Below are 18556 nucleotides of genomic sequence, written 5' to 3' on the forward strand. Positions count from 1 at the left end.
GTGCACACGAAGTCTGCCGCCTCTTGTGGCCTCGGCCAACCCCAGGAACCGGATCCTGGTAGTGGCACTGGTAGAGGGTCAGGAAGCTGGTAGTCGCTCTGCCGAAACTGGTGGCTCGCGCAGTGGCACGGCGGCGCCCGCCAGACCAGGATTGCGGCATGAGCGTGATGGAGAAGACGGTTGAGGTCGAGGACGTAGAGGTCGTCCTGGCCGACGCGGACGAGCGCACCTTTGGACAGGTGGAGCTCTTCGCGGGGGCTTACGTGCCCGAGCATGAGACGCAGCCCCGCATCGGCTGCGTCGTCCCGGCCTACAACGAGGAGTCCTCGATCCAGGCCGTGGTCGAGGCGCTGCTCGGCCAGACGAGGGTCCCCGACGTGATCCACGTCATCGTGAACAACAGCTCCGACGACACCTTCTGGGTGGCGCGCGAACTGGCGGGCAGGCATGAGCGCCGCTACCGCGACGAGGTGATGGCGTGCGACGTGCACGTCCACGACGTGGGCAAGCTTCCCGAGCGCAAGGTCGGCGCCCTGAACATCGGCTTCAAGCTTGTCGAGGACTGCGACTACTTCCTGGGCGTCGACGGCGACACCGTGCTCGACCGCAACGCGGTCGCCAACCTGCTCTCCGAGGCCCGCTCCGATCCGCGCATCGGCGGCATCTCCGCGATCTACTCCATCGACTACGACGAGGGCGCAAACGGCGCCGAACGGTTCCTGATCGCCGGCCAGCGGCAGCAGTTCGCGAGCTTCAACATGCAGAACCTGCTTCGCGGCCGCAACATGGCCGTGCTCGGCGGCCAGTGCTCCATCTTCTCCGTCGAGGCTCTCCGCACGGTCAGGGACGAGTACCGGCAGCGGGGGCCGTGGGTGTCGGACTCCGAGGTCGAGGACTCGCTGCTGTCGCTCCAACTGAAGCGGTGCGGGTTCTCCACGAAGATCTCGGCGAGCGCGCGGGCCGACGTCGGCCCGATGGTGACGCTGAAGTCCCTCGACGCGCAGCAGGTGAAGTGGAACTACGGGGCCATCGACCTGATGTGGCCGGGGCAGCGTGGCGACACGAGCGGCCAGCCGTTCCACCCCAACCTTCGGCTGCGCTGGTTGGAGAACTGGTCGATGCTGTTCAACCTGGCCGTCCGGATCGGCTTCGTGCTGCTGCTGGCCGCCTCGATGACCATCGGCGCCTTCGTCTTCTCGCCGTGGTGGCTGCTGCCGCCATGCGTCGCGATCCTGCTGAACCTGCGCACCGCGCTGTCGATGCACGACCGGTCCGCGAAGGATGTCCTGTTCGCCCTGCTCTTCGTGCCGGGTGAGCTGTACATGTGGCTCAAGCTCGGCCACTTCATCCGCTCCTGGGCGAAGTTCCTGTCGCGGCAGGAGGTCGACAACTGGGGCGCGCAGGCGGCCGCGGAGCGGGGCAAGGCCAACAACGCCTACCTGCAGCCGGTGCTGTACCTGGCCGTCTTCATCGGCCTCCTGGCGCTGACGTGGACGCAACTGCCGCTGCTGGTCAAGGAGATCGCACTGTGGTTCGCATGGCCGACGCTCGCAGTGCTGGCCGGGATGCAGACGCTCGGCATGGTGTTCAAGCTGCTGCGCAGGCAGCGGGGCTACCGCGTGTAGCCGGCTGACGTGGGGGGAGGTCCTGGGGGGGACTTGGGAGATGCCCGGGGCGATCGGATTGATCGCCCCGGGCATTTCTGGCTCTCCGCGGGTCGGTAGGCGGCTTGGCGTTGCCCCCTGTTCGGGTGGCGGCTAGCCGGCGCTGATGTTGGCGTCGTCGAAGGTCGCCATGTCGCGCAGGATCCGCGCCGAGGCCTGCACCATGGGCAGCGCAAGCGCGGCGCCGGTCCCCTCGCCCAGCCGCAGCCCCAGGTCGACGAGCGCGTCGAGCCCCAGCCAGGACAGCGCCTCGGTGATGCCCGGCTCCGCGCCAGCGTGGCCCGCGATCAGGTAGCCCCGCGCCTCGGGCGCCAGCGACACGGCGATGCACGCCGAGGCGCAGGCGATGACGCCGTCCAGGATGACGGGGACGCGACGCGCGGCCGCGCCGAGGATGAACCCCGCGATCGCGGCCTGCTCCAGCCCTCCGACCGCGGCGAGGACGCCGACCGGGTCCGACGGGTCGGGGCGGTGCAGCGCGAGCGCACGTTCGATCACGGCGATCTTGCCCGCGAGCGCCTCGTTGTCGATGCCGGTGCCGCGCCCAGTGACGGCGGCAACGCCCGCCCCGGTGATCGCCGCGATCAGCGCGCTCGAGGCCGTGGTGTTCCCGATCCCCATCTCGCCGGTCAGCAGCACCTGGGCGCCGCCGTCGAGGGCCTCGTTTGCGGTGTCGATCCCGACCGCGAGGGCCGCGATGGCCTCGTCCCTCGTCATGGCGGCCTCGACGGACAGGTCGCGGGTGCCGCGCGCAACGTTGCGGCCGCGCACGCCGTCTGTGGGCGGGTAGTCGAGCTTCACGCCGACATCGGTCACCACGACCTCGGCGCCCGCCTGGGCCGCGAGGACGTTGATCGCCGCGCCGCCCGCCGCCATGTTCAACAGCATCGCGACCGTGACCTCCTGCGGCCATGGGGTGACGCCCTGCGCGCAGACGCCGTGGTCGCCTGCGAAGACGCCGACGACGGCACGCTCGGGCACCGGAGGCGGGCAGACCCGCGCGATGCCAGCCAACTGAATGCCGATCCGCTCCAACAGCCCGAGGCTGCCTGCGGGCTTGGTGAGGCTTGCCTGCCGTGCCTCGGCGGCGGCCACGGCGCGCTGCGACGTGGCGGCGATGGCCGTGACGGTGTCTGCGATCAACTGCTCGGACATCTGTGAACGATCTCTCCTGCTCGGGTGCCCCCTGCTGGGCCGCAGGGAGCTGCCCGGCGAGGCTATCAGCGCGACCTCAGCAGACGACGGGGGCTCCCTGCCGACTCGCCCGTCGGGTGCTGGTAACGGGGGCCAGGTGGTCGCCGCAGCCGGGTCGGGGCTCCGCGGCGGGGGCGGACGCCGCCACCGACCCCCTGCCGGTAAGGTCGGGAACATGCGGCGGGTCAATGTTGAGGAACTGGCACAGGGCATCGGGGACGGCTCACGTGCGGCCATCGCGCGCGCCATCACGTTGGTCGAGTCGACCAAGCCGGCGCACCGGGCGCAGGCACACCAACTCCTGCAACTCATCGCGCCGCACACCGGCAAGGCCTTCAGGGTCGGCATCTCGGGCGTCCCCGGAGCGGGCAAGTCGACCTTCGTCAACGCCATGGGCGTCAAGCTGATCGACGAGCGCCACCACAGGGTCGCGGTGCTCGCCGTCGACCCCTCCTCGTCGCGGACCGGGGGCTCGATCCTCGGCGACCGCACCAGGATGGCCGACCTGGCCGCCCGCGATGACGCGTTCATCCGGCCCTCGCCGTCGGGAGGCCACCTCGGGGGCGTCGCCCGGGCGACCCGCGAGTCGATGCTGGTCCTCGAGGCCGCCGGCTACGACGTGATCCTCGTCGAGACGGTCGGCGTCGGACAGTCCGAGGTCGCGGTCTCCGGCATGGTCGACACGTTCCTGATGCTGCAGGTGGCCAGGACGGGCGACCAGTTGCAGGGCATCAAGCGCGGCATCCTCGAACTGGCCGACGTCATCGCCATCACCAAGGCCGACGGCGACAACGAGCAGGCGGCCAGGGTCGCGGCCCGCGAACTGTCGATCGCCATGAAGCTGATCACGAGCGACAACTCGAAGCGGCGCGCCCCCGTGCTGACCTGCTCGTCGTACACCGGAGCGGGCCTTGACGAGGTGTGGGACACCGTCGCCAAGCACCGCGCGGAACTGGAGGCCGCGGGAACGCTCGCGGCGCGGCGCCTGGAGCAGCAGCAGGACTGGCTGTGGAACATGGTGCGTGACGAGTTGATGGAGGCCCTTCGCACCTCCCCCGAGGTCCGTGCGGCCGCCGACGTCGTCCAGGCCCAGTTGGCGGACGAGTCGCTTTCCGCGCTGGAGGGCGCGCAGGAGATCCTCGCCGCCTTCGCCCGCTCCGTCGGGTCGCTTCCCTGGGCGGATCGACCCGGTCAATAGAGGCCAAGAAGTGGGGATGCGCTAGCCTGCCGGAGCACCCCCAGTCGGTGCGCCGAGTAAACTCGACGCGTGGAACCTGTGCTCGACCGATCGAAAGGAGGCACATGGGAGTCTTCGACAGGGCCGAGAAGCGGATCGAATCCGCGGTCGGCAAGGTGTTCGCCCGGACCTTCAAGGGGTACGTCCATCCCGTAGAGATCGTGGCCGGCATCCAGCGTGAACTCGACGCCGAAGCGAAGCTTCTGAGCCGTGACAAGCGGCTCGTCCCCAATGCCTTCCGGATCGGGCTGTCGCAGGCCGACTACGACCGCCTCGCGCCGTACTCCAAGACGCTGAACGCCGAGATCCTGCCAGGCATCCGCGACCACGCGGCAGACAGGCAGTACGTCTTCAACGGCCCTATCTCGATCGACTACGCGCTCGACACGTCGCTGCCCACCGGGCAGTTCACCGTCGCCAGCCAGGCCGTCGCGCCCGACACGCTCGGCCGTCAGAGCGCTCCGGGCCAGTTGGTGCTGGAGGTCAACGGCGTGCGTCACCCGCTCGTCTCCCCCGGCCTGCTGATCGGCCGCGGCACCGAGGCCGACCTGCGCCTCAACGACCCAGGCATCTCCCGCAGGCACGCCCTGATCTCCGTGTCGGGCGACCCCCAGCATCCCGTCATCACCATCGAGGACCTCGGCTCGACCAACGGCGTTCACGTCAACGGCAGCCGCATCACCAAGACCCGCGTCGGGGAGGGCGCCCGGATCGAGATCGGCAACACGCGCATGCTGATCCACACGCCTTCGGAGTCCTGATCCGTGTCTGACCTCATCATCGCGGCGATCAAGATCGTCTTCCTGGCCCTGCTGTGGTTGTTCATCCTGTTCGTCGCCAACGTGGTGCGCACCGACCTGTTCGGTCGTCGGGTGCCCGCGTCCTCGCTCGCCGCCATCCCCGCCGACCGCGGAAGGGGAAAGGGACGCAGCAAGCTTCCCACCCGCTTCGCCATCACGGCCGGGCCGCAGCAGGGCGCGTCCGTCCCCGTCGAACCGGTGATCAACCTGGGTCGCGCCGCCGATTCGACGCTGCTGCTCGACGACGACTACGCCTCGGCGCGGCACGCCCAACTCGTCCAGAAGGATCCGACCACCTGGCTTCTCACCGACCTCCAGTCCACCAACGGAACCTACGTCAACGGCAAGTTGGCCACCGAACCCATCAAGGTGACCGTCGGTGATGTGGTGCGCATCGGCAAGACCCTGATGCGCCTGGAGATCTAGTGTTCAGTCTCCGTTTCGCCGCCCACTCGGAGGTGGGCCGGGTCCGCAAGAACAACCAGGACGCCGGCTACGCCTCGCCCAACATGCTGCTCGTCACCGACGGCATGGGCGGAGCCGCGGCCGGAGACCTCGCATCGGCTGTCGCCTCGACGGAGGCGTCGCGCTCGGACCGCCGCGCCACCGACGGCGAGGAGATGCTGGAACGCATCGCGGGCATGATGGCGCGCGCCAACACCAAGCTGTCCGACCTGATCGACGAGGACCTGCAACTCGACGGCATGGGCACCACGTTCTGCGGCGCCATGTTCAACGGGACCGAGTTCGGGCTGGCCCACATCGGTGACTCGCGCGGCTACCTGCTGCGCGACGGGGAACTGACCCAGATCACGCACGACCACTCCTGGGTGCAGTCGCTCATCGACGAGGGCAAGATCACGCCGGCCCAGGCCGCCGTCCACCCACACCGCTCGCTGATCCTGAAGGTGCTCAACGGGCAGTCGATGTTCGAGCCCGACTACGAGTTGTTCGCGGCGGAACTGGGCGACCGGCTGATGTTCTGTTCCGACGGGCTCAGCGGGCTGATCAGCGACGAACAGATCGCGGAACTGCTGCAGACCGACGACCTCGACGAGGCGGCGGCGCAACTGGCGAAGGCGGCCAACGACAACGGCGGCCACGACAACATCACGGTCGTCCTCGGCGACGTGGTCGAGCAGGACGGCGACCTCGACGCGCTGCCCGGGCTGCTCGTCGGCTCGGCGACCGAGGTGGAGATCCCCCGCACCGGCCAGCTCGCCAAGGAACGCGGCGGCTCCGACCGCGAGGCCCCCTACCCCAAGCCCGACCTCAACGCGCCCGAGCACGACGCAGGAGAGGTCGCCCGGTACGCGCCGCAGGATCCGAAGCGCCGCTGGCCCGGCATCCTGGCCGCGATCGTCGCGATCGCCCTGGTGTTGGGCATCGGCGGCTGGGGTGTCTACGCCTACGGCAAGTCCCGCTACTTCGTGGGTGCGGACGAGGGCTACGTAGCGGTCTACAACGGACTGCCGGGCGGCATCCTCGGCCTCCATCTCAACGAGATGGTGGAGCGCTCCTCGATCAACGTCACCGACCTGCCGTCGTTCTTCCAACGCCAGGTCGATGCGACCATCCCCGTCGGCAGCATCGACGCCGCCCGCGGCACCGTCGCCACCCTGGCGGGCATCGCGGAGCGCTGCGTCGAGGTGCGCAACGAGAACAAGCGTCCCTCGCCGGTGGAATCACCCAGCCCAGTTCCGACGCCGACCGGCCCCGGCCTTCCGCTCGACCCCTCGGCGACGCCCATGTCGCCACCGCCCAACGTGTTCCCGAGCACGATCACAGAGTCACCGACGGCCACTGAAGAGGCCGACCCGGAGGCCTGTTGATGTCAGACCAGGTCCAGCCGGCACTCTCCGACGAGGTGATCGTCTACCGCAAGCGGCGCGGCGTCGAACTGCTGCTGCTTCTTCTCGCGCAGTCCTTCGGGTTCGCGGGTTACGTGATCACCGACCTCAACCTATACGGCGAGCTTCCCTCGAACATCATCCTGGTGGCCGCCGTCTGGTACGGCATGGGCATCGCGGTGCACCTCGTGGTCCGGTTCATCCTGCCCTACGCCGACCCGCTGATCTTGCCGTGCGTCTTCCTTCTCAACGGGCTGGGGCTGGCGATGATCTACCGCATCGACCAGATCCCCGAACCCGTCAGGACCGACTCAAGCACCCAGATGATCTGGACGGCGCTCGGGCTGGTGTTGTTCTGCCTTGTCGCGGTGCTGCTGCGGGATCACCGTCGGCTGCAGCGCTACCCGTACCTGATGTTCATCGGCGGCCTCGTGCTGCTGCTGCTGCCGCTCGCCCCCTTCATCGGCTGGAAGTCGGGTGGCGCGCAGATCTGGATCAAGGTGGCCGGCTACTCCTTCCAGCCTGCCGAGGTCGCCAAGATCATGCTTGCGATCGCGTTCGCCGCCTACTTCTACGAGAAGCGCGAGGTGCTGGCTCTCGCCGGACGGCGCGTGCTCGGCATCGAACTTCCCCGCGCCCGTGACCTCGGACCGATCATGGTGATGTGGCTCGCCTGCCTGGCGGTCATGGTGTTCCAGAACGATCTGGGCACGTCGCTGCTGTTCTTCGGGCTGTTCACCGTGATGATCTACATCGCGACCGAGCGGCCAGCCTGGCCGATCCTGGCGGGCATCCTGTTCGTCGGCGCGGCCCTGGCCGCGTACAAGTTCACCAACCACGTTGGGCGACGCGTCAGCGCCTGGCTCGACCCGTTCAGCGACTACGACAAGAACCTGCAGATCATCAGCGCGCAGTTCGGCTTCGCATGGGGCGGCCTGTTCGGCCGCGGCTGGGGGCTCGGTCGCCCCGGCCTGACCCCGTTGGCCAAGAGCGACATGATCGCGGCGGCGCTCGGCGAGGAGATCGGCGTCCTCGGGCTGATGGCGATCATCATGATCTACGGCCTCCTGATCGCCCGCGGCTTCAAGACGGCACTCACCGCCCCTGACGGCTTCGGCAAACTGCTCGCGGCCGGCCTCAGCTTCACGTTCGCGCTGCAGGTGTTCGCCATCATCGGCGGCGTCACCCGCCTGCTGCCGCTGACGGGCCTCACGACGCCGTTCATGTCCCAGGGCGGCTCGTCGATGGTCGCGAACTGGATCATCGTCGGCATCCTGATGGTCATCTCGCATCGTGCCCGGATGCCGCAGGCCGCGACCGCGGCGCCGCAGGAAATGAGCGCCCTCGACGACGCGACGGCGGTGATCTCCCGATGAACGGCCCCATCCGCAAGGTGACGATCTTCGTCTCGCTGCTGCTGGCGGCGCTGCTTGTCAACATGACGTGGATCTCCGTCGCGCGCACCGAGTCCCTCAACGACGACAGCCGCAACCGCCGCGTCCGCGACGCCGAGTTCTCCCGGAACCGCGGCGCGATCCTGGTCGGCAACGAGGCGATCGCCGAGTCGGTGCCACGCACCGGCCGCTTCCCCTACGTGCGCACCTACCCGAAGCCGGAGCTGTGGAGCTCGGTGACGGGCTGGTACTCCTACAACTACGCCCGCTCCGGGCTGGAGGCGTCCTTCAACCAGGAGCTCGCGGGCACCTCGTCCGAGCAGTCCATCGGCCGCGTCGTCGACCTGCTGACTGGTAGGCAGTCGTCGGGTGCCAACATCCAGACCACGCTGAACGCCGACGCGCAGGCGGCCGCCGTCAAGGCGCTCGGAGACAAGCGCGGCGCTGTCGTGGCGATGGACTACACCACCGGCGAGATCCTGGCGCTTGTCTCGACGCCGACCTACGATCCGAACCGGCTCGCGACGGTCGACCTGAGCGAGGCGCAGACCGCCTGGAACGAGCTGCTCAACGCCGCCGACGAGCCGTTGAAGGGTCGCGCCACCCGCGAGGTCTATCCCCCCGGGTCGACCTTCAAGCTGGTCACGGCCGCGGCGGCCCTCGAGGACGGCATGGTGCCCGACACCATGGTCGACGCCCCCGACTCGCTGCGGCTGCCCAACTCGACCCGCTCGATGGGCAACTCCACCAACTGCGGCGGCGACCGGATCACCATCGAGCAGGCGTTGAAGACGTCGTGCAACACGGCCTTCGGCAACCTCGGCCTCGACCTGGGCGGCGACAAGCTGCGCAAGCAGGCAGAGGCGTTCGGCTTCAACCAGGACCCGACCATCGACGTCGCGGCCGCCAAGTCACGCTTCCCCACCGAACTCGACGAGGCGCAGACGGCGTTGACGGCGATCGGCCAGTACGACGTCGCCGCCTCGCCGCTGCAGATCGTGCAGGTGGCGGCCGCGATCGCCAACGACGGCGTCATGATGAAGCCCTACCTGGTCAGCTCCGTCACCAACCGGGACCTCACGGTGCTGAGCTCAACGACCCCGCAGCGTCAGGGCCAGCCGCTCTCGGCGTCCAGCGCCAAGCTGCTGCAGCAGATGATGGTCACGGTCGTCGAGGACGGCACCGGGTCGCCCGCGCGGATCTCCGGCCTGACGATCGGCGGCAAGACGGGCACCGCGCAGACCGCACCCGACCGCCCCCCGTACGCCTGGTTCGTCGGCTACGCGGAGGACCCCTCGGTCGCCGTGGTGGCCTTCGTCGAGAACGCAGACGTGGCCCGCGACGACATCTCCGGCGGCAAGCTCGCCGCACCCATCTTCCGAGCAGTCGTGGAGGCGCTTCGATGAACTTCTCAGATTCCTCTCATCTCGATTGGGCAAGATGGTGCCCGACAAACCGAAAGGACCGGCAGCGATGACAGAGCGAGGAGCCTTGCTCGGCGGCCGCTATCAGCTTGATGAGATCATCGGGCGAGGCGGCATGGCCGAGGTCTGGCGCGCCCGTGACATCCGTCTTGAGCGCGACGTCGCGGTCAAGCGCCTGCGCGTTGACCTGGCGAGCGACCCAACCTTCCAGGCCCGGTTCCGTCGGGAGGCACAGTCGGCGGCGGGTCTGAACCACCCCAACATCGTCGCCGTGTACGACACCGGTGAGGAGCGCGACTCCGTCTCGGACGTGTCTGTTCCCTACATCGTGATGGAACTGGTCGAGGGCGTCACGCTGCGGGAGGTGCTGCGCGACGGTCGCAAGATCGTCCCCGAGCGCGCGCTTGAGTTCACCGCGGGGGTGCTCGACGCGCTCGCCTACGCGCACCGCGCGGGCATCGTGCACCGCGACATCAAGCCAGCCAACGTGATGCTGACCCCCAACGGCACCGTCAAGGTGATGGACTTCGGCATCGCTCGGGCCGTCGCGGACACGTCGGCGACCATGACCCAGACGGCGGCCGTGATCGGCACCGCGCAGTACCTGTCGCCCGAGCAGGCGCGCGGCGAGAAGGTCGACAACCGCTCCGACATCTACTCGGTCGGCTGCCTGCTGTACGAACTGCTCACGTCGCAGCCGCTGTTCAAGGGCGACTCGCCCGTGTCGGTTGCCTACCAGCACGTCCGCGAAATGCCCGTGCCCCCGTCGCAACTCGACCCGGAGATCACGCCGGCGATGGACGCGATCGTGCTGAAGTCGCTGGAGAAGGACCCCCGGGACCGCTACTCCGACGCTGGCGAGATGCGAGACGACATCAACCGGTGCATCGCGGGCGAGCCCGTGCTTGCCATGAACCCGGCCGACCAGCCGACCCGCGTGATCCCAAGCGACCCGATGACCACCACCGCGCGACGCGGGGTCGCACCGACGGTCGCCGCGACGACGCCCCCGGTGGGCCCGCCGAGCCCGCCCGAGGAGATCGTCGCCGAGGACCTCGAGGAGGAGCCGAAGAGCCGCAAGGGCCTCATCGCCTTGCTGATCATCGCGGGGCTCGTGCTGGTCGGCATCATCGTCGGCATCTTCCTGCTGCTCAACGGCGGGGGCGGCCCGACGGCCTCACCCACCCCGACGCCGACCGTGTCGGTGACCCCGACCCCCACGCCGACTCCGACGCCAACCCCGACGGCCACACCGACGCCGATGGTGCAGGTCCCCGACCTGAAGGGCATGAAGCTGGAGGACGCGGTCGCGGAGCTGACCCGGCTGAAGCTCGGCTATGGCACGAAGGAGGCCCCCGGCGACGCGGGCACCGAGGATCAGGTCATCGACCAGAACCCGAGCACCGGCTCCGTCCCGGAGGGCACCAAGGTCGTGCTGACCGTCTCGACCGGGCCCGCGCAGTCGACCATCCCGCAAGTGGTCGGAATGACGACCGAGCAGGCGAAGACCACGCTCGATGCCCTCGGGTTCACCAAGGTCAAGGCCGTCGACGAGGACCCGAAGGACGAGCCGATCGAGGCGGTCCCCGGCTCCGTCATCCGCGTCAACCCCGACGTCGGCCGGAGCGCCGAGGCCGACACCGAGATCACCTTGACCATCGCGACGGGCAACTCGATCGTGCCGGAGTTCACCGGCATCAGCTTCGACGCCGCCGAGGAGCGCGCCCGGGGCAAGGGCTTCACGCTCACCAAGGAGGAGGTCGAGGACGGCACCGTCCCCGCCGGCCAGGTCCTCGAGCAGAGCGTCAAGGCCGGACAGGCGGCGCCTCGCAGCGAGGCCATCACCGTCAAGGTGGCAAAGGCCCCGCCGACGACCGCACCCGTGTCGCCCAGCCCGTCGCCTGAGGGCTAAGGGTTCCACCCCGATCGAACGGGCCATCCTCTCAAGGGTGGCCCGTTCGCCGTCCTCTCGTCCCCCGTGTGCCTGGGTCGCCTCCTGCGTTGAGCATGTTTGGTGTCTCGTTGCCGGTTCGAACGTTCAAACGCGCCGAAATCTGCAACGAGTTACCAAACATGCTCAAGTGATGGGCCAACCGACGCACCACGGCCGCCCATCTCGCGGGAGGTCGCGGCCCGGGTCGGGGCGCGCGAGGGTGGCAGAATTGCGGCGTGGCCCGCATCCTCGTCATCGACAACTACGACTCGTTCGTCTACAACATCGTGTCCTACCTCGCCCAGTTGGGGGCAGAGGTCGAGGTGTGGCGCAACGACGACGAGCGGTTCGGCGTGGACGGCTGGCATCAGGGCTTCGACGGCGTGCTGCTGTCGCCCGGTCCCGGCACGCCCGAGGAGGCTGGCGTCTGCGTCGACGTGGTGAGGTCGCTCGGCGGGGTCGTGCCGCTGTTCGGCGTGTGCCTCGGACTGCAGGCGATGGCCGTCGCCTACGGCGGCGTTGTCGGCCGGGCCCCGGAACTGCTGCACGGCAAGACCTCCCCCGTGTTCCACGAGGAGGTCGGGGTGTTCGCCGGGCTTCCCTCGCCGGTGACAACGACGCGCTACCACTCGCTTGCCATCGTGGAGGGCACGGTGCCCGAGGTGCTGGAGGTGACGGCGCGGACCGACTCCGGCGTCATCATGGCCGTGCGACACCGCGAGTTGGCCGTCGAGGCGGTCCAGTTCCACCCCGAGTCGGTGCTGACCGAGGGTGGCTACCAGATGCTCGCCAACTGGCTCGCCGAGTGCGGCGACAAAGGGGCCCCGGCGCGCGCCGTCGGGATGTCCCCGTTGGTCGCGACCAAGCTCACCTGAGGCTGCAGACCCCGCGGCACCCGAGTCGCTCGGAGGCGCACCCGCGCGCCTCGGCGTTGAGCAGTAACCGGGACTCGTTCGCGATTCGAACGTGCAAACGCGGCAAACCCGACAACGAACGCCGACTACTGCTCAACGCCAGACCATGCCCGCGGAGCGAGGAGGTCCGACACGTCCCGCCCTGCGCGAAGAGACGAGACCGCGGCGTTCCGAGACGCCGGCCCCCAATGATTCCCGTCAGCCCTGGCGGGCGAAGCGCAGGCCGACGGTGCCGTCGTAGGCGGGCAGTTCGAGGGTGCCGACCCGGTCGACCGAGTAGCCGAGGCCGTAGGCGGCGACGTACTGGCGGTAGATCTCGATGGCGTGCGACTCGTCGAGGCCCCGCTGCAGCGACTCCTGGTCGCCGATCGCCTCGATCACGTACGGCGGTGCGTACGGGATGCCGTGCAGCACGACGGTGTTTCCGACGCACTTGATGCCCGTCGTCGAGATGACCCGCTCACCCTGGATGGTCATGGCCTCCGCGCCGCCCGCCCACAATGCGTTGACGACGGCCTGGATGTCCTGCTGGTGCACCACGAGCGCATCGTCGTCGACGCCGGCCGGCTTCACGTCGTTGGGGGCGTCCATCAGCGTGACCCGCAGCCCCGGCCCCGTGACGGGCAGCATGCTCGCCTCGAGCTCGGCGACGCGCACCTCCTGCGACAGGCCGCTGCTGCCGGGTTGGGCAGCCGACAGGGACTCGACCTCTCCGCTCAGTTCCGACGCGTGGCCGCGCAGTTCCTCGTTCCGGTCGGCCTGAGTGACGATCAGGTCGCGGAGGTCGGCGCCGCGGTCGCTGCGCAGGTCCGTGCCGCGCGCCGCGAGCCCTGCGACGGTCATCATGAGGCCTGCGAGCACGCAGACGAGCACCGTAGCCACGCGACCCTTGGGCGAGCGGCGCCGCTCCTGGTTGCGGGAGATGTTGGCGCGCACGCGTGGGATGCGTCCCTTCAGCCACTCCCACCCGTTCATGCGCCCAGCCTAGCTGGGCTCCGAGCGTCTGAGCGGCCCCAGAATGTGTAATCGGGCGCGGCTCAATTAGGCTATGCCGGTCCGGAGAATCGTTGAGGAGGCACCAGTGCCCGAATCCAAGGTCCGCAAGCAGGCCGAGACCAAGAAGAGGTCGAAGGAAAAGGCCGATCTCGTAGAGCAGCGCAGCGAGCGCCAGCGCCTCGCGCCCGCCAACCGCAACTGGGTGCCCGCCGTCTTCATCCCCGTGGGCCTGCTCGGCGTCGCCTGGATGGTCGTCAACAGCCTCGCGGGCCAGGCGATCCCGTTCATGCGCGCCCTCGGCGACTGGAACATAGCGATCGGCCTCGGCCTGATCGTGGCGTGCTTCTCGTTCATGACGCTCTGGAAGTGAGCCTCCCCGAGCCGCTCGGCACGTTCGACGCCGTCATCTTCGACTTCGACGGCACCCTTGCCGACTCGCACGAGTCGATGATGAACGCCTACCGCGTCTTCGCGGCCGAGTACGGCGTCGACTACAAGCTGGCCGAGCAGTACACCGGCATGCCGACGGAGGCCGTCGCGAAGATCCTGCTCCCGCCCGAACTTGCGCGCGCGGGCGGCCTGCGGATCGACGAACTCGAGAGCACCAACACCGGCGGCGTCGTGGCGCTCCCCGGGGCCGTGGCCGCGCTCGCCGCGATCCCACCCGACAGGCAGGCGATCGCCACCAGTTGCACGGACCGCCTGATCGCGGCCCGGATGCGCGCTGCCGACCTGCCGATGCCCGCCGTGGTCGTCACCCGCGACATGGTCGCCGAGGGCAAGCCTGCTCCCGATTCGTTCCTGCTCGCCGCCGAGAGGCTGGGCGTCGACCCTGCCCGCTGCGTCGTCCTCGAGGACGCGCCCGCGGGGGTCCGCGGAGCAAAGGCCGCGGGCTGCGCCACCATCGGGGTGCGGACCCGCTACGACGACGAGGCCCTCGCGTCCGACTGGTGTGTCGACACCCTGGCGGACCTGCGCTTTGTCGCCACCGACGGCGGCATCGTCGTCACGCCCGCCTGACGCGCGCTCAGGCCTGCTGGGACCGCAGCGTCACGGCCGTCCCGTAGGCCGTCAGTTCCGTGACCGTCTCGCTGATCTTCCCACCGTCGAACCGCACCCCGACCACCGCGTCGGCACCCGCCTCGACGGCCTGCTGCACCATCGCCCCGACGGCGTCCTGACGGGCCGCGGTGTTCACGAAGGCCATCTCAGGGTTGTGCGCCATGTCGCGCGGGCGGGTGGCGATCCCGATCACCACGCCCACGACGCCTGTCACCTCGCGCCCCGGCAGGAACTCCGTGGTGGCAACGGGGATCGGGTACGACACGAACACGGGCCGCCTCGGGTCGACGTCGCGCTGCGGCTGCGGCGAGATCGGCGCGGGCGTGGGCGACGCTGGTGCCACCGGCTTGCCCTGTCCCGGGCCGGGGTGCGCTGGCGTCCCCTGCGCGGGCTGCGTGGGGGCCGGTTGTGGCTGCGCCGGACGCGACTGCGTCGACGGCGCTGGCTGAGTCGGCTGGGCCGATGGTCCCGGCTGGCCGGGCTGGGCCGTCCGCGTCGGTGGGGCCGGCTTAGGTGGGGTCGCCTGTCCGCCTGGCTGCGCTGAACGCTGCCGGGGCAGCGTGCCGGGTGGCCTCGGAACGGGCGGCTGCGGCCGTGGTCGTGGCCGCTCCGCCGACCCCTGTGGCTGCGTTGTCATCTCGCCAGCCTAGTGCGACGGCGGTCCGAGCGGCGCCGGGTAGGATGTCGCGCGTGACCGACGACCCCAATCAGCTGCCCAGCGACTCCGAGCAGACCGCGATCCGCAAAGAGAAGCGCGAACGCCTTCTGACCTCAGGCGTCGAGGCGTATCCGGCCGACCTGACCCGCACCCACACCCTGCGCGAGATCCGCGCCGGATGGGGGCACCTGGAGGCGGGCGAGGAGACGCAGGACGAGGTGACCACGGGTGGCCGCATCGTGTTCGTCCGCAACACGGGCAAGCTCGCCTTCGCGACGCTGCAGGACGGGTTCACGCCCGACGACAACGGCGAGCGGCTCCAGGTGATGCTCTCGCTCGCCGAGGTCGGCGAGGAGTCGCTCGCCGCCTGGAAGGCTGACGTCGACCTTGGCGACTTCGTCTGGGTGCGGGGCCGCGTCATCGCGTCGAAGCGCGGCGAACTGTCGGTGATGGCGAGCGAGTGGAAGATGGCGGCCAAGTCGCTGCGACCGCTGCCCGTCATGCACAAGGACCTCTCCGAGGAGGCCCGGGTGCGTCGCCGCTACGTCGACCTGATCGTCCGCGACGAGGCCCGCGACATCCTCCGCAAGCGCTCGGCCATCACCCGCGCCGTCCGCGATTCCCTCTACGACAAGGGCTTCCTCGAGGTCGAGACGCCGATCCTGCAACTCGTGCACGGCGGCGCGGCAGCGCGCCCCTTCGAGACGCACATCAACGCGTTCGACATCGGCATGTCGCTTCGGATCGCGCTCGAACTGCACCTCAAGCGCACCATGGTCGGCGGCGCCGACCGCGTCTTCGAGATGGGCCGGGTGTTCCGCAACGAGGGCATCGACTCGAGCCATTCGGCGGAGTTCACCATGCTCGAGGCCTACATGGCGTGGGGCGACCAGACGACGGTCGCCCGACTCATCCAGGACATCATCGTCGCCTCCGCGGACGCCGTCGGTTCCCGGGTCGTCGACTCGCCCAAGGGCGAGATCAACCTTGACGGCGAATGGGCGTGGGTCTCGGTGTTCCCGGCCCTTTCGGCGAAGGTCGGCGAGGAGCTGACCGTCGAGACGCCACTGGAGCGGCTGAAGGCGATCGCGGCCGAGCACGAGTTGGAGTACGACCCGAAGCTCGGCGCGGACAAGCTCATCATGAAGCTGTTCGAGGACCTCGTCGAGCCGGACCTGATCCAGCCGACCTTCGTCTACGACTACCCCTCGATCGCCCAGCCGCTCGCCCGCCCGCACCGCACCCAGCCGGGCAAGGTCGAGGCGTGGGACCTGATCATCGGCGGCATGGAGCGCGGCACCGGTTTCACCGAGTTGGTCGACCCGGTCGTGCAGCGCGACGTGCTTGTCGCGCAGTCGCTGCAGGCGGCCGCGGGTGACCCAGAGGCGATGCAGTTCGACTCGGACTTCATCGAGGCGCTCGAGTTCGGCGTCCCGCCGATGGGTGGCCTCGGGCTCGGCATCGACCGGCTCATCATGCTGCTGACGGGTGTCGGGATCCGCGAGACGATCCTCTACCCGCTGCTGCGCCCCCAGGGCTGACCTCACCCAGTAAGGCCCCCAGACCGGTCAGGCCGGGGGGACGCTCTGGCAGCGGCTCGGCCGACTCGTTGCCGCGGACCCCGACGAGCGTGGCGAGCAGGATCAGAGCGCCGCCGAGGATCAGTCGGAGCGTGACGTGCTCGCCGCCGAAGGCGACCGCGAACGCCGAGGCGAACACCGGCTCGAGCGTCATCAGCAGCGCGGTGCGCGTCGGCGGGATGTGCCGCTGGGCCCACGTCTGCAGCGCCATCGTGACGATGCCCGCCAGGATCGCCGTGTATCCGATCGCAAGCCACACCGACCCGACGGCGGGCACGTGGTAGCCGCCGGGGGCGCCCCGACGCCGCAGACGACCGCGACGCCGATCAACTGGACGACGGCAAGGCTGATGGGGTCCATGCTGGTCGCGTGCCGGTCGAGCACCACGATGTGCACGGCGTAGAGCGCGGCGCCCGCGAGGGTCAGCCACTCCCCCAACCCGAAGCCGGTCACGCCGTTGAGGCTCAACACCCCGAGCCCCGCGACGGCGAGCAGCACCGCGAGCCAGACGCCGCGGCCGGGTCGGGCACGAAACGCCAACCACACCACCAACGGCGTGATGACGACATAGGTTCCGGTGATGAAGCCAGACACGGAGGCCGCCGTGGTCTGCAGGCCGATGGTCTGGACGATCTGGCCCGCGCCGTAGATGGCGCCGATGCCGAGGCCGGTCAGCCACTGGCGTCCCGTCAGGCGGCGCAGCCGGGGCAGGAAGATCAGCGCGGGGATCAGCGAGCCGATCGCGAACCTGACGGCGAGGAAGTCGACGGGGTCGATCAGCGAGACGGCGTCCTTGATGACGAAGAAGGTCGACCCCCAGATCGCCGTGATCACGACGATCGCCAACGTGGCGAGGGTCGATCGCTGCATGGGGCCTCCTGGCGCACGTGGATGACGACAACCTAGAACCAGCGGCCCCCCGCTGCCAAGCGCGGCTAGATTGGGGCACAGCCGGGAGAAAGGAACGCGATGGCGATCCTGATCGACCCGCCCCGCTGGCCGGCCCACGGCACCGTGTTCAGCCACCTCGTCTCGGACTCCTCGCTCGAGGAGTTGCACGCCTTCGCGCGGGCGGCGGGGCTGCCGAGCCGGGCCTTCGACCACGACCACTACGACGTGCCCCAGGCCCGCTACGACGACCTGGTCGCGGCGGGCGCGCTGCCGGTGCGCGAGCGCGACCTGGTCCGCAGGCTGATCGACTCCGGGCTGCGCGTCCGAAAGGCAGACAAGACCCCCACTCGGGACGCCGCGCTCGACGCCGCCGCCCGCGACTGGGCGCGCTACGACCTGCCGGAGGGCCTGCGCGACGACCTGCTTGGGCGCTGGCGTGAGCCGCACCGCCACTACCACGACGTCCGGCACCTCGCCGCCTGCCTAGCGGCCCTCGATGACCTCGGCGCGACGCAGCGCCCCGTGCGGCTCGCGGCCTGGTTCCACGACGCCGTCTACGAGGGCGTCCACGGCAGCGACGAGGAACGCTCCGCGGCGCTCGCCGAGGAGCGCCTGGCCGGCCTGCTTGACGCCGCCGAGGCTGCGGAGGTCGCACGACTGGTGCGGATGACCGCCGAGCACCGGCCAACCGACGCGCCGTCCAAGCTCCTCTCCGACGCCGACCTCTCGGTGCTCGGCCAGTCGCCGGGCCGCTACCACGTCTACCTGCGCGACGTGCGCCTCGACTACGCCCACCTCGACGACGAGACCTGGCGGTCTGGCCGACGCACGGTCGTCCAAGCCCTGCTCGCCGCCGACCCACTGTTCCACACGCAGCAGGGCTCGGCGCTGTGGGCCGAGGCCGCCAGCCGCAACCTCGCGGACGAGTTGGCAGGCCTCACCTGAACCCCGCCTCACTA

At 69.6% G+C, this 18556-nt stretch carries 18 protein-coding genes; 13 read left to right on the plus strand and 5 right to left on the minus strand.

The genetic code is table 11. From position 1 onward, the window contains the following. Positions 1–158: 158 nt before the first annotated feature. Positions 159–1625 carry a glycosyltransferase family 2 protein gene (locus BW730_RS12165; RefSeq protein ID WP_077686474.1) on the plus strand — a complete coding sequence of 489 codons (1467 nt, stop codon included), beginning with the start codon at positions 159–161 and terminating at the stop codon, positions 1623–1625. A 132-nt stretch (positions 1626–1757) separates the two neighbouring features. Here BW730_RS12165 and cobT read toward each other — a convergent pair whose 3' ends face one another. Then, on the minus strand, positions 1758–2819 hold the full coding sequence (gene cobT, locus BW730_RS12170) for a nicotinate-nucleotide--dimethylbenzimidazole phosphoribosyltransferase (protein WP_077686475.1): 1062 nt from the start codon (positions 2817–2819) through the stop codon (positions 1758–1760). 214 nt (positions 2820–3033) lie between these two features. On the opposite strand from cobT, the gene meaB reads away from it, so the two are divergent. The 8 genes from meaB to BW730_RS12210 all read left to right on the plus strand — a co-directional run bounded on the left by meaB (position 3034) and on the right by BW730_RS12210 (position 12371). Further along, positions 3034–4056 carry a methylmalonyl Co-A mutase-associated GTPase MeaB gene (gene meaB, locus BW730_RS12175; RefSeq protein ID WP_077686476.1) on the plus strand — a complete coding sequence of 341 codons (1023 nt, stop codon included), beginning with the start codon at positions 3034–3036 and terminating at the stop codon, positions 4054–4056. Positions 4057–4160: 104 nt separating this feature from the next. Further along, complete coding sequence (locus BW730_RS12180; RefSeq protein ID WP_077686477.1) at positions 4161–4856, plus strand: FhaA domain-containing protein; 696 nt, start codon at positions 4161–4163, stop codon at positions 4854–4856. Positions 4857–4859: 3 nt separating this feature from the next. After that, positions 4860–5321, plus strand: a complete 462-nt coding sequence (locus BW730_RS12185; RefSeq protein WP_077686478.1) for an FHA domain-containing protein FhaB/FipA — start codon at positions 4860–4862, stop codon at positions 5319–5321. Beyond that, complete coding sequence (locus tag BW730_RS12190) at positions 5321–6727, plus strand: PP2C family protein-serine/threonine phosphatase (protein WP_077686479.1); 1407 nt, start codon at positions 5321–5323, stop codon at positions 6725–6727. The genes BW730_RS12185 and BW730_RS12190 overlap by 1 nt, the downstream gene beginning before the upstream one ends. After that, positions 6727–8121: an FtsW/RodA/SpoVE family cell cycle protein gene (locus tag BW730_RS12195; RefSeq protein WP_077686480.1), complete on the plus strand. Its 1395-nt coding sequence runs from the start codon at positions 6727–6729 to the stop codon at positions 8119–8121. Before BW730_RS12190 ends, BW730_RS12195 begins: the two co-directional genes overlap by 1 nt. Next, entirely contained in the window at positions 8118–9545 is a 1428-nt protein-coding gene (locus BW730_RS12200; protein WP_077686481.1) for a peptidoglycan D,D-transpeptidase FtsI family protein, read from the plus strand. Before BW730_RS12195 ends, BW730_RS12200 begins: the two co-directional genes overlap by 4 nt. Before the next feature lie 67 nt (positions 9546–9612). Continuing rightward, positions 9613–11475 carry a Stk1 family PASTA domain-containing Ser/Thr kinase gene (pknB, locus tag BW730_RS12205; protein WP_077686482.1) on the plus strand — a complete coding sequence of 621 codons (1863 nt, stop codon included), beginning with the start codon at positions 9613–9615 and terminating at the stop codon, positions 11473–11475. A gap of 257 nt (positions 11476–11732) precedes the next feature. Beyond that, complete coding sequence (locus BW730_RS12210) at positions 11733–12371, plus strand: aminodeoxychorismate/anthranilate synthase component II (RefSeq protein WP_077686483.1); 639 nt, start codon at positions 11733–11735, stop codon at positions 12369–12371. A gap of 237 nt (positions 12372–12608) precedes the next feature. On the opposite strand, the gene BW730_RS12215 is transcribed toward BW730_RS12210, so the two are convergent. Continuing rightward, a complete protein-coding gene (locus tag BW730_RS12215; RefSeq protein WP_145952842.1) occupies positions 12609–13385 on the minus strand; it encodes a DUF881 domain-containing protein in 777 nt (258 codons plus the stop codon). A 106-nt stretch (positions 13386–13491) separates the two neighbouring features. On the opposite strand from BW730_RS12215, the gene BW730_RS12220 reads away from it, so the two are divergent. Both BW730_RS12220 and BW730_RS12225 read left to right on the plus strand, forming a co-directional pair. After that, positions 13492–13776 (plus strand): cell division protein CrgA, encoded by a 285-nt coding sequence (locus tag BW730_RS12220; protein ID WP_077686484.1) that lies wholly within the window; start codon positions 13492–13494, stop codon positions 13774–13776. Then, on the plus strand, positions 13773–14426 hold the full coding sequence (locus BW730_RS12225) for an HAD family hydrolase (RefSeq protein ID WP_077686485.1): 654 nt from the start codon (positions 13773–13775) through the stop codon (positions 14424–14426). The genes BW730_RS12220 and BW730_RS12225 overlap by 4 nt, the downstream gene beginning before the upstream one ends. Before the next feature lie 7 nt (positions 14427–14433). Here BW730_RS12225 and BW730_RS18185 read toward each other — a convergent pair whose 3' ends face one another. Continuing rightward, the gene (locus BW730_RS18185) at positions 14434–14811 is read right to left on the minus strand and encodes a YbjQ family protein (protein ID WP_145952843.1); all 378 of its coding nucleotides are present in this window, start codon (positions 14809–14811) and stop codon (positions 14434–14436) included. Between the two features lie 338 nt (positions 14812–15149). Between BW730_RS18185 and lysS the strand changes: the two genes are divergently transcribed. Beyond that, on the plus strand, positions 15150–16667 hold the full coding sequence (lysS, locus tag BW730_RS12235) for a lysine--tRNA ligase (RefSeq protein WP_077686487.1): 1518 nt from the start codon (positions 15150–15152) through the stop codon (positions 16665–16667). Here the strand turns inward: lysS and BW730_RS18615 are convergent. Together BW730_RS18615 and BW730_RS12245 are read right to left on the minus strand one after the other, a co-directional pair. Beyond that, positions 16600–16917 (minus strand): EamA family transporter, encoded by a 318-nt coding sequence (locus BW730_RS18615; RefSeq protein ID WP_237267964.1) that lies wholly within the window; start codon positions 16915–16917, stop codon positions 16600–16602. The genes lysS and BW730_RS18615 overlap by 68 nt on opposite strands. Beyond that, positions 16860–17576 carry a DMT family transporter gene (locus BW730_RS12245; protein WP_077686488.1) on the minus strand — a complete coding sequence of 239 codons (717 nt, stop codon included), beginning with the start codon at positions 17574–17576 and terminating at the stop codon, positions 16860–16862. Before BW730_RS12245 ends, BW730_RS18615 begins: the two co-directional genes overlap by 58 nt. Before the next feature lie 99 nt (positions 17577–17675). Here BW730_RS12245 and BW730_RS12250 point away from each other — a divergent pair, with 99 nt between their 5' ends. Beyond that, positions 17676–18542, plus strand: coding sequence for a DUF4031 domain-containing protein (locus BW730_RS12250; RefSeq protein WP_077686489.1), 867 nt, complete (start codon positions 17676–17678; stop codon positions 18540–18542). The last annotated feature ends 14 nt before the right edge of the window (positions 18543–18556 follow it).

Source organism: Tessaracoccus aquimaris, assembly GCF_001997345.1.
Taxonomy (GTDB): Bacteria; Actinomycetota; Actinomycetes; order Propionibacteriales; family Propionibacteriaceae; genus Arachnia; species Arachnia aquimaris.

Excerpts from the sequence above, each read along its gene's own strand:
- BW730_RS12165 (WP_077686474.1), top strand. The coding sequence starts at position 159 with ATGAGCGTGATGGAGAAGACGGTTGAGGTCGAGGACGTAGAGGTCGTC.
- cobT (WP_077686475.1), bottom strand. The coding sequence starts at position 2,819 with ATGTCCGAGCAGTTGATCGCAGACACCGTCACGGCCATCGCCGCCACG.
- meaB (WP_077686476.1), top strand. The coding sequence starts at position 3,034 with ATGCGGCGGGTCAATGTTGAGGAACTGGCACAGGGCATCGGGGACGGC.
- BW730_RS12180 (WP_077686477.1), top strand. The coding sequence starts at position 4,161 with ATGGGAGTCTTCGACAGGGCCGAGAAGCGGATCGAATCCGCGGTCGGC.
- BW730_RS12195 (WP_077686480.1), top strand. The coding sequence starts at position 6,727 with ATGTCAGACCAGGTCCAGCCGGCACTCTCCGACGAGGTGATCGTCTAC.
- BW730_RS12200 (WP_077686481.1), top strand. The coding sequence starts at position 8,118 with ATGAACGGCCCCATCCGCAAGGTGACGATCTTCGTCTCGCTGCTGCTG.
- pknB (WP_077686482.1), top strand. The coding sequence starts at position 9,613 with ATGACAGAGCGAGGAGCCTTGCTCGGCGGCCGCTATCAGCTTGATGAG.
- BW730_RS12215 (WP_145952842.1), bottom strand. The coding sequence starts at position 13,385 with ATGAACGGGTGGGAGTGGCTGAAGGGACGCATCCCACGCGTGCGCGCC.
- lysS (WP_077686487.1), top strand. The coding sequence starts at position 15,150 with ATGTCGCGCGTGACCGACGACCCCAATCAGCTGCCCAGCGACTCCGAG.
- BW730_RS18615 (WP_237267964.1), bottom strand. The coding sequence starts at position 16,917 with ATGGCGCTGCAGACGTGGGCCCAGCGGCACATCCCGCCGACGCGCACC.
- BW730_RS12245 (WP_077686488.1), bottom strand. The coding sequence starts at position 17,576 with ATGCAGCGATCGACCCTCGCCACGTTGGCGATCGTCGTGATCACGGCG.
- BW730_RS12250 (WP_077686489.1), top strand. The coding sequence starts at position 17,676 with ATGGCGATCCTGATCGACCCGCCCCGCTGGCCGGCCCACGGCACCGTG.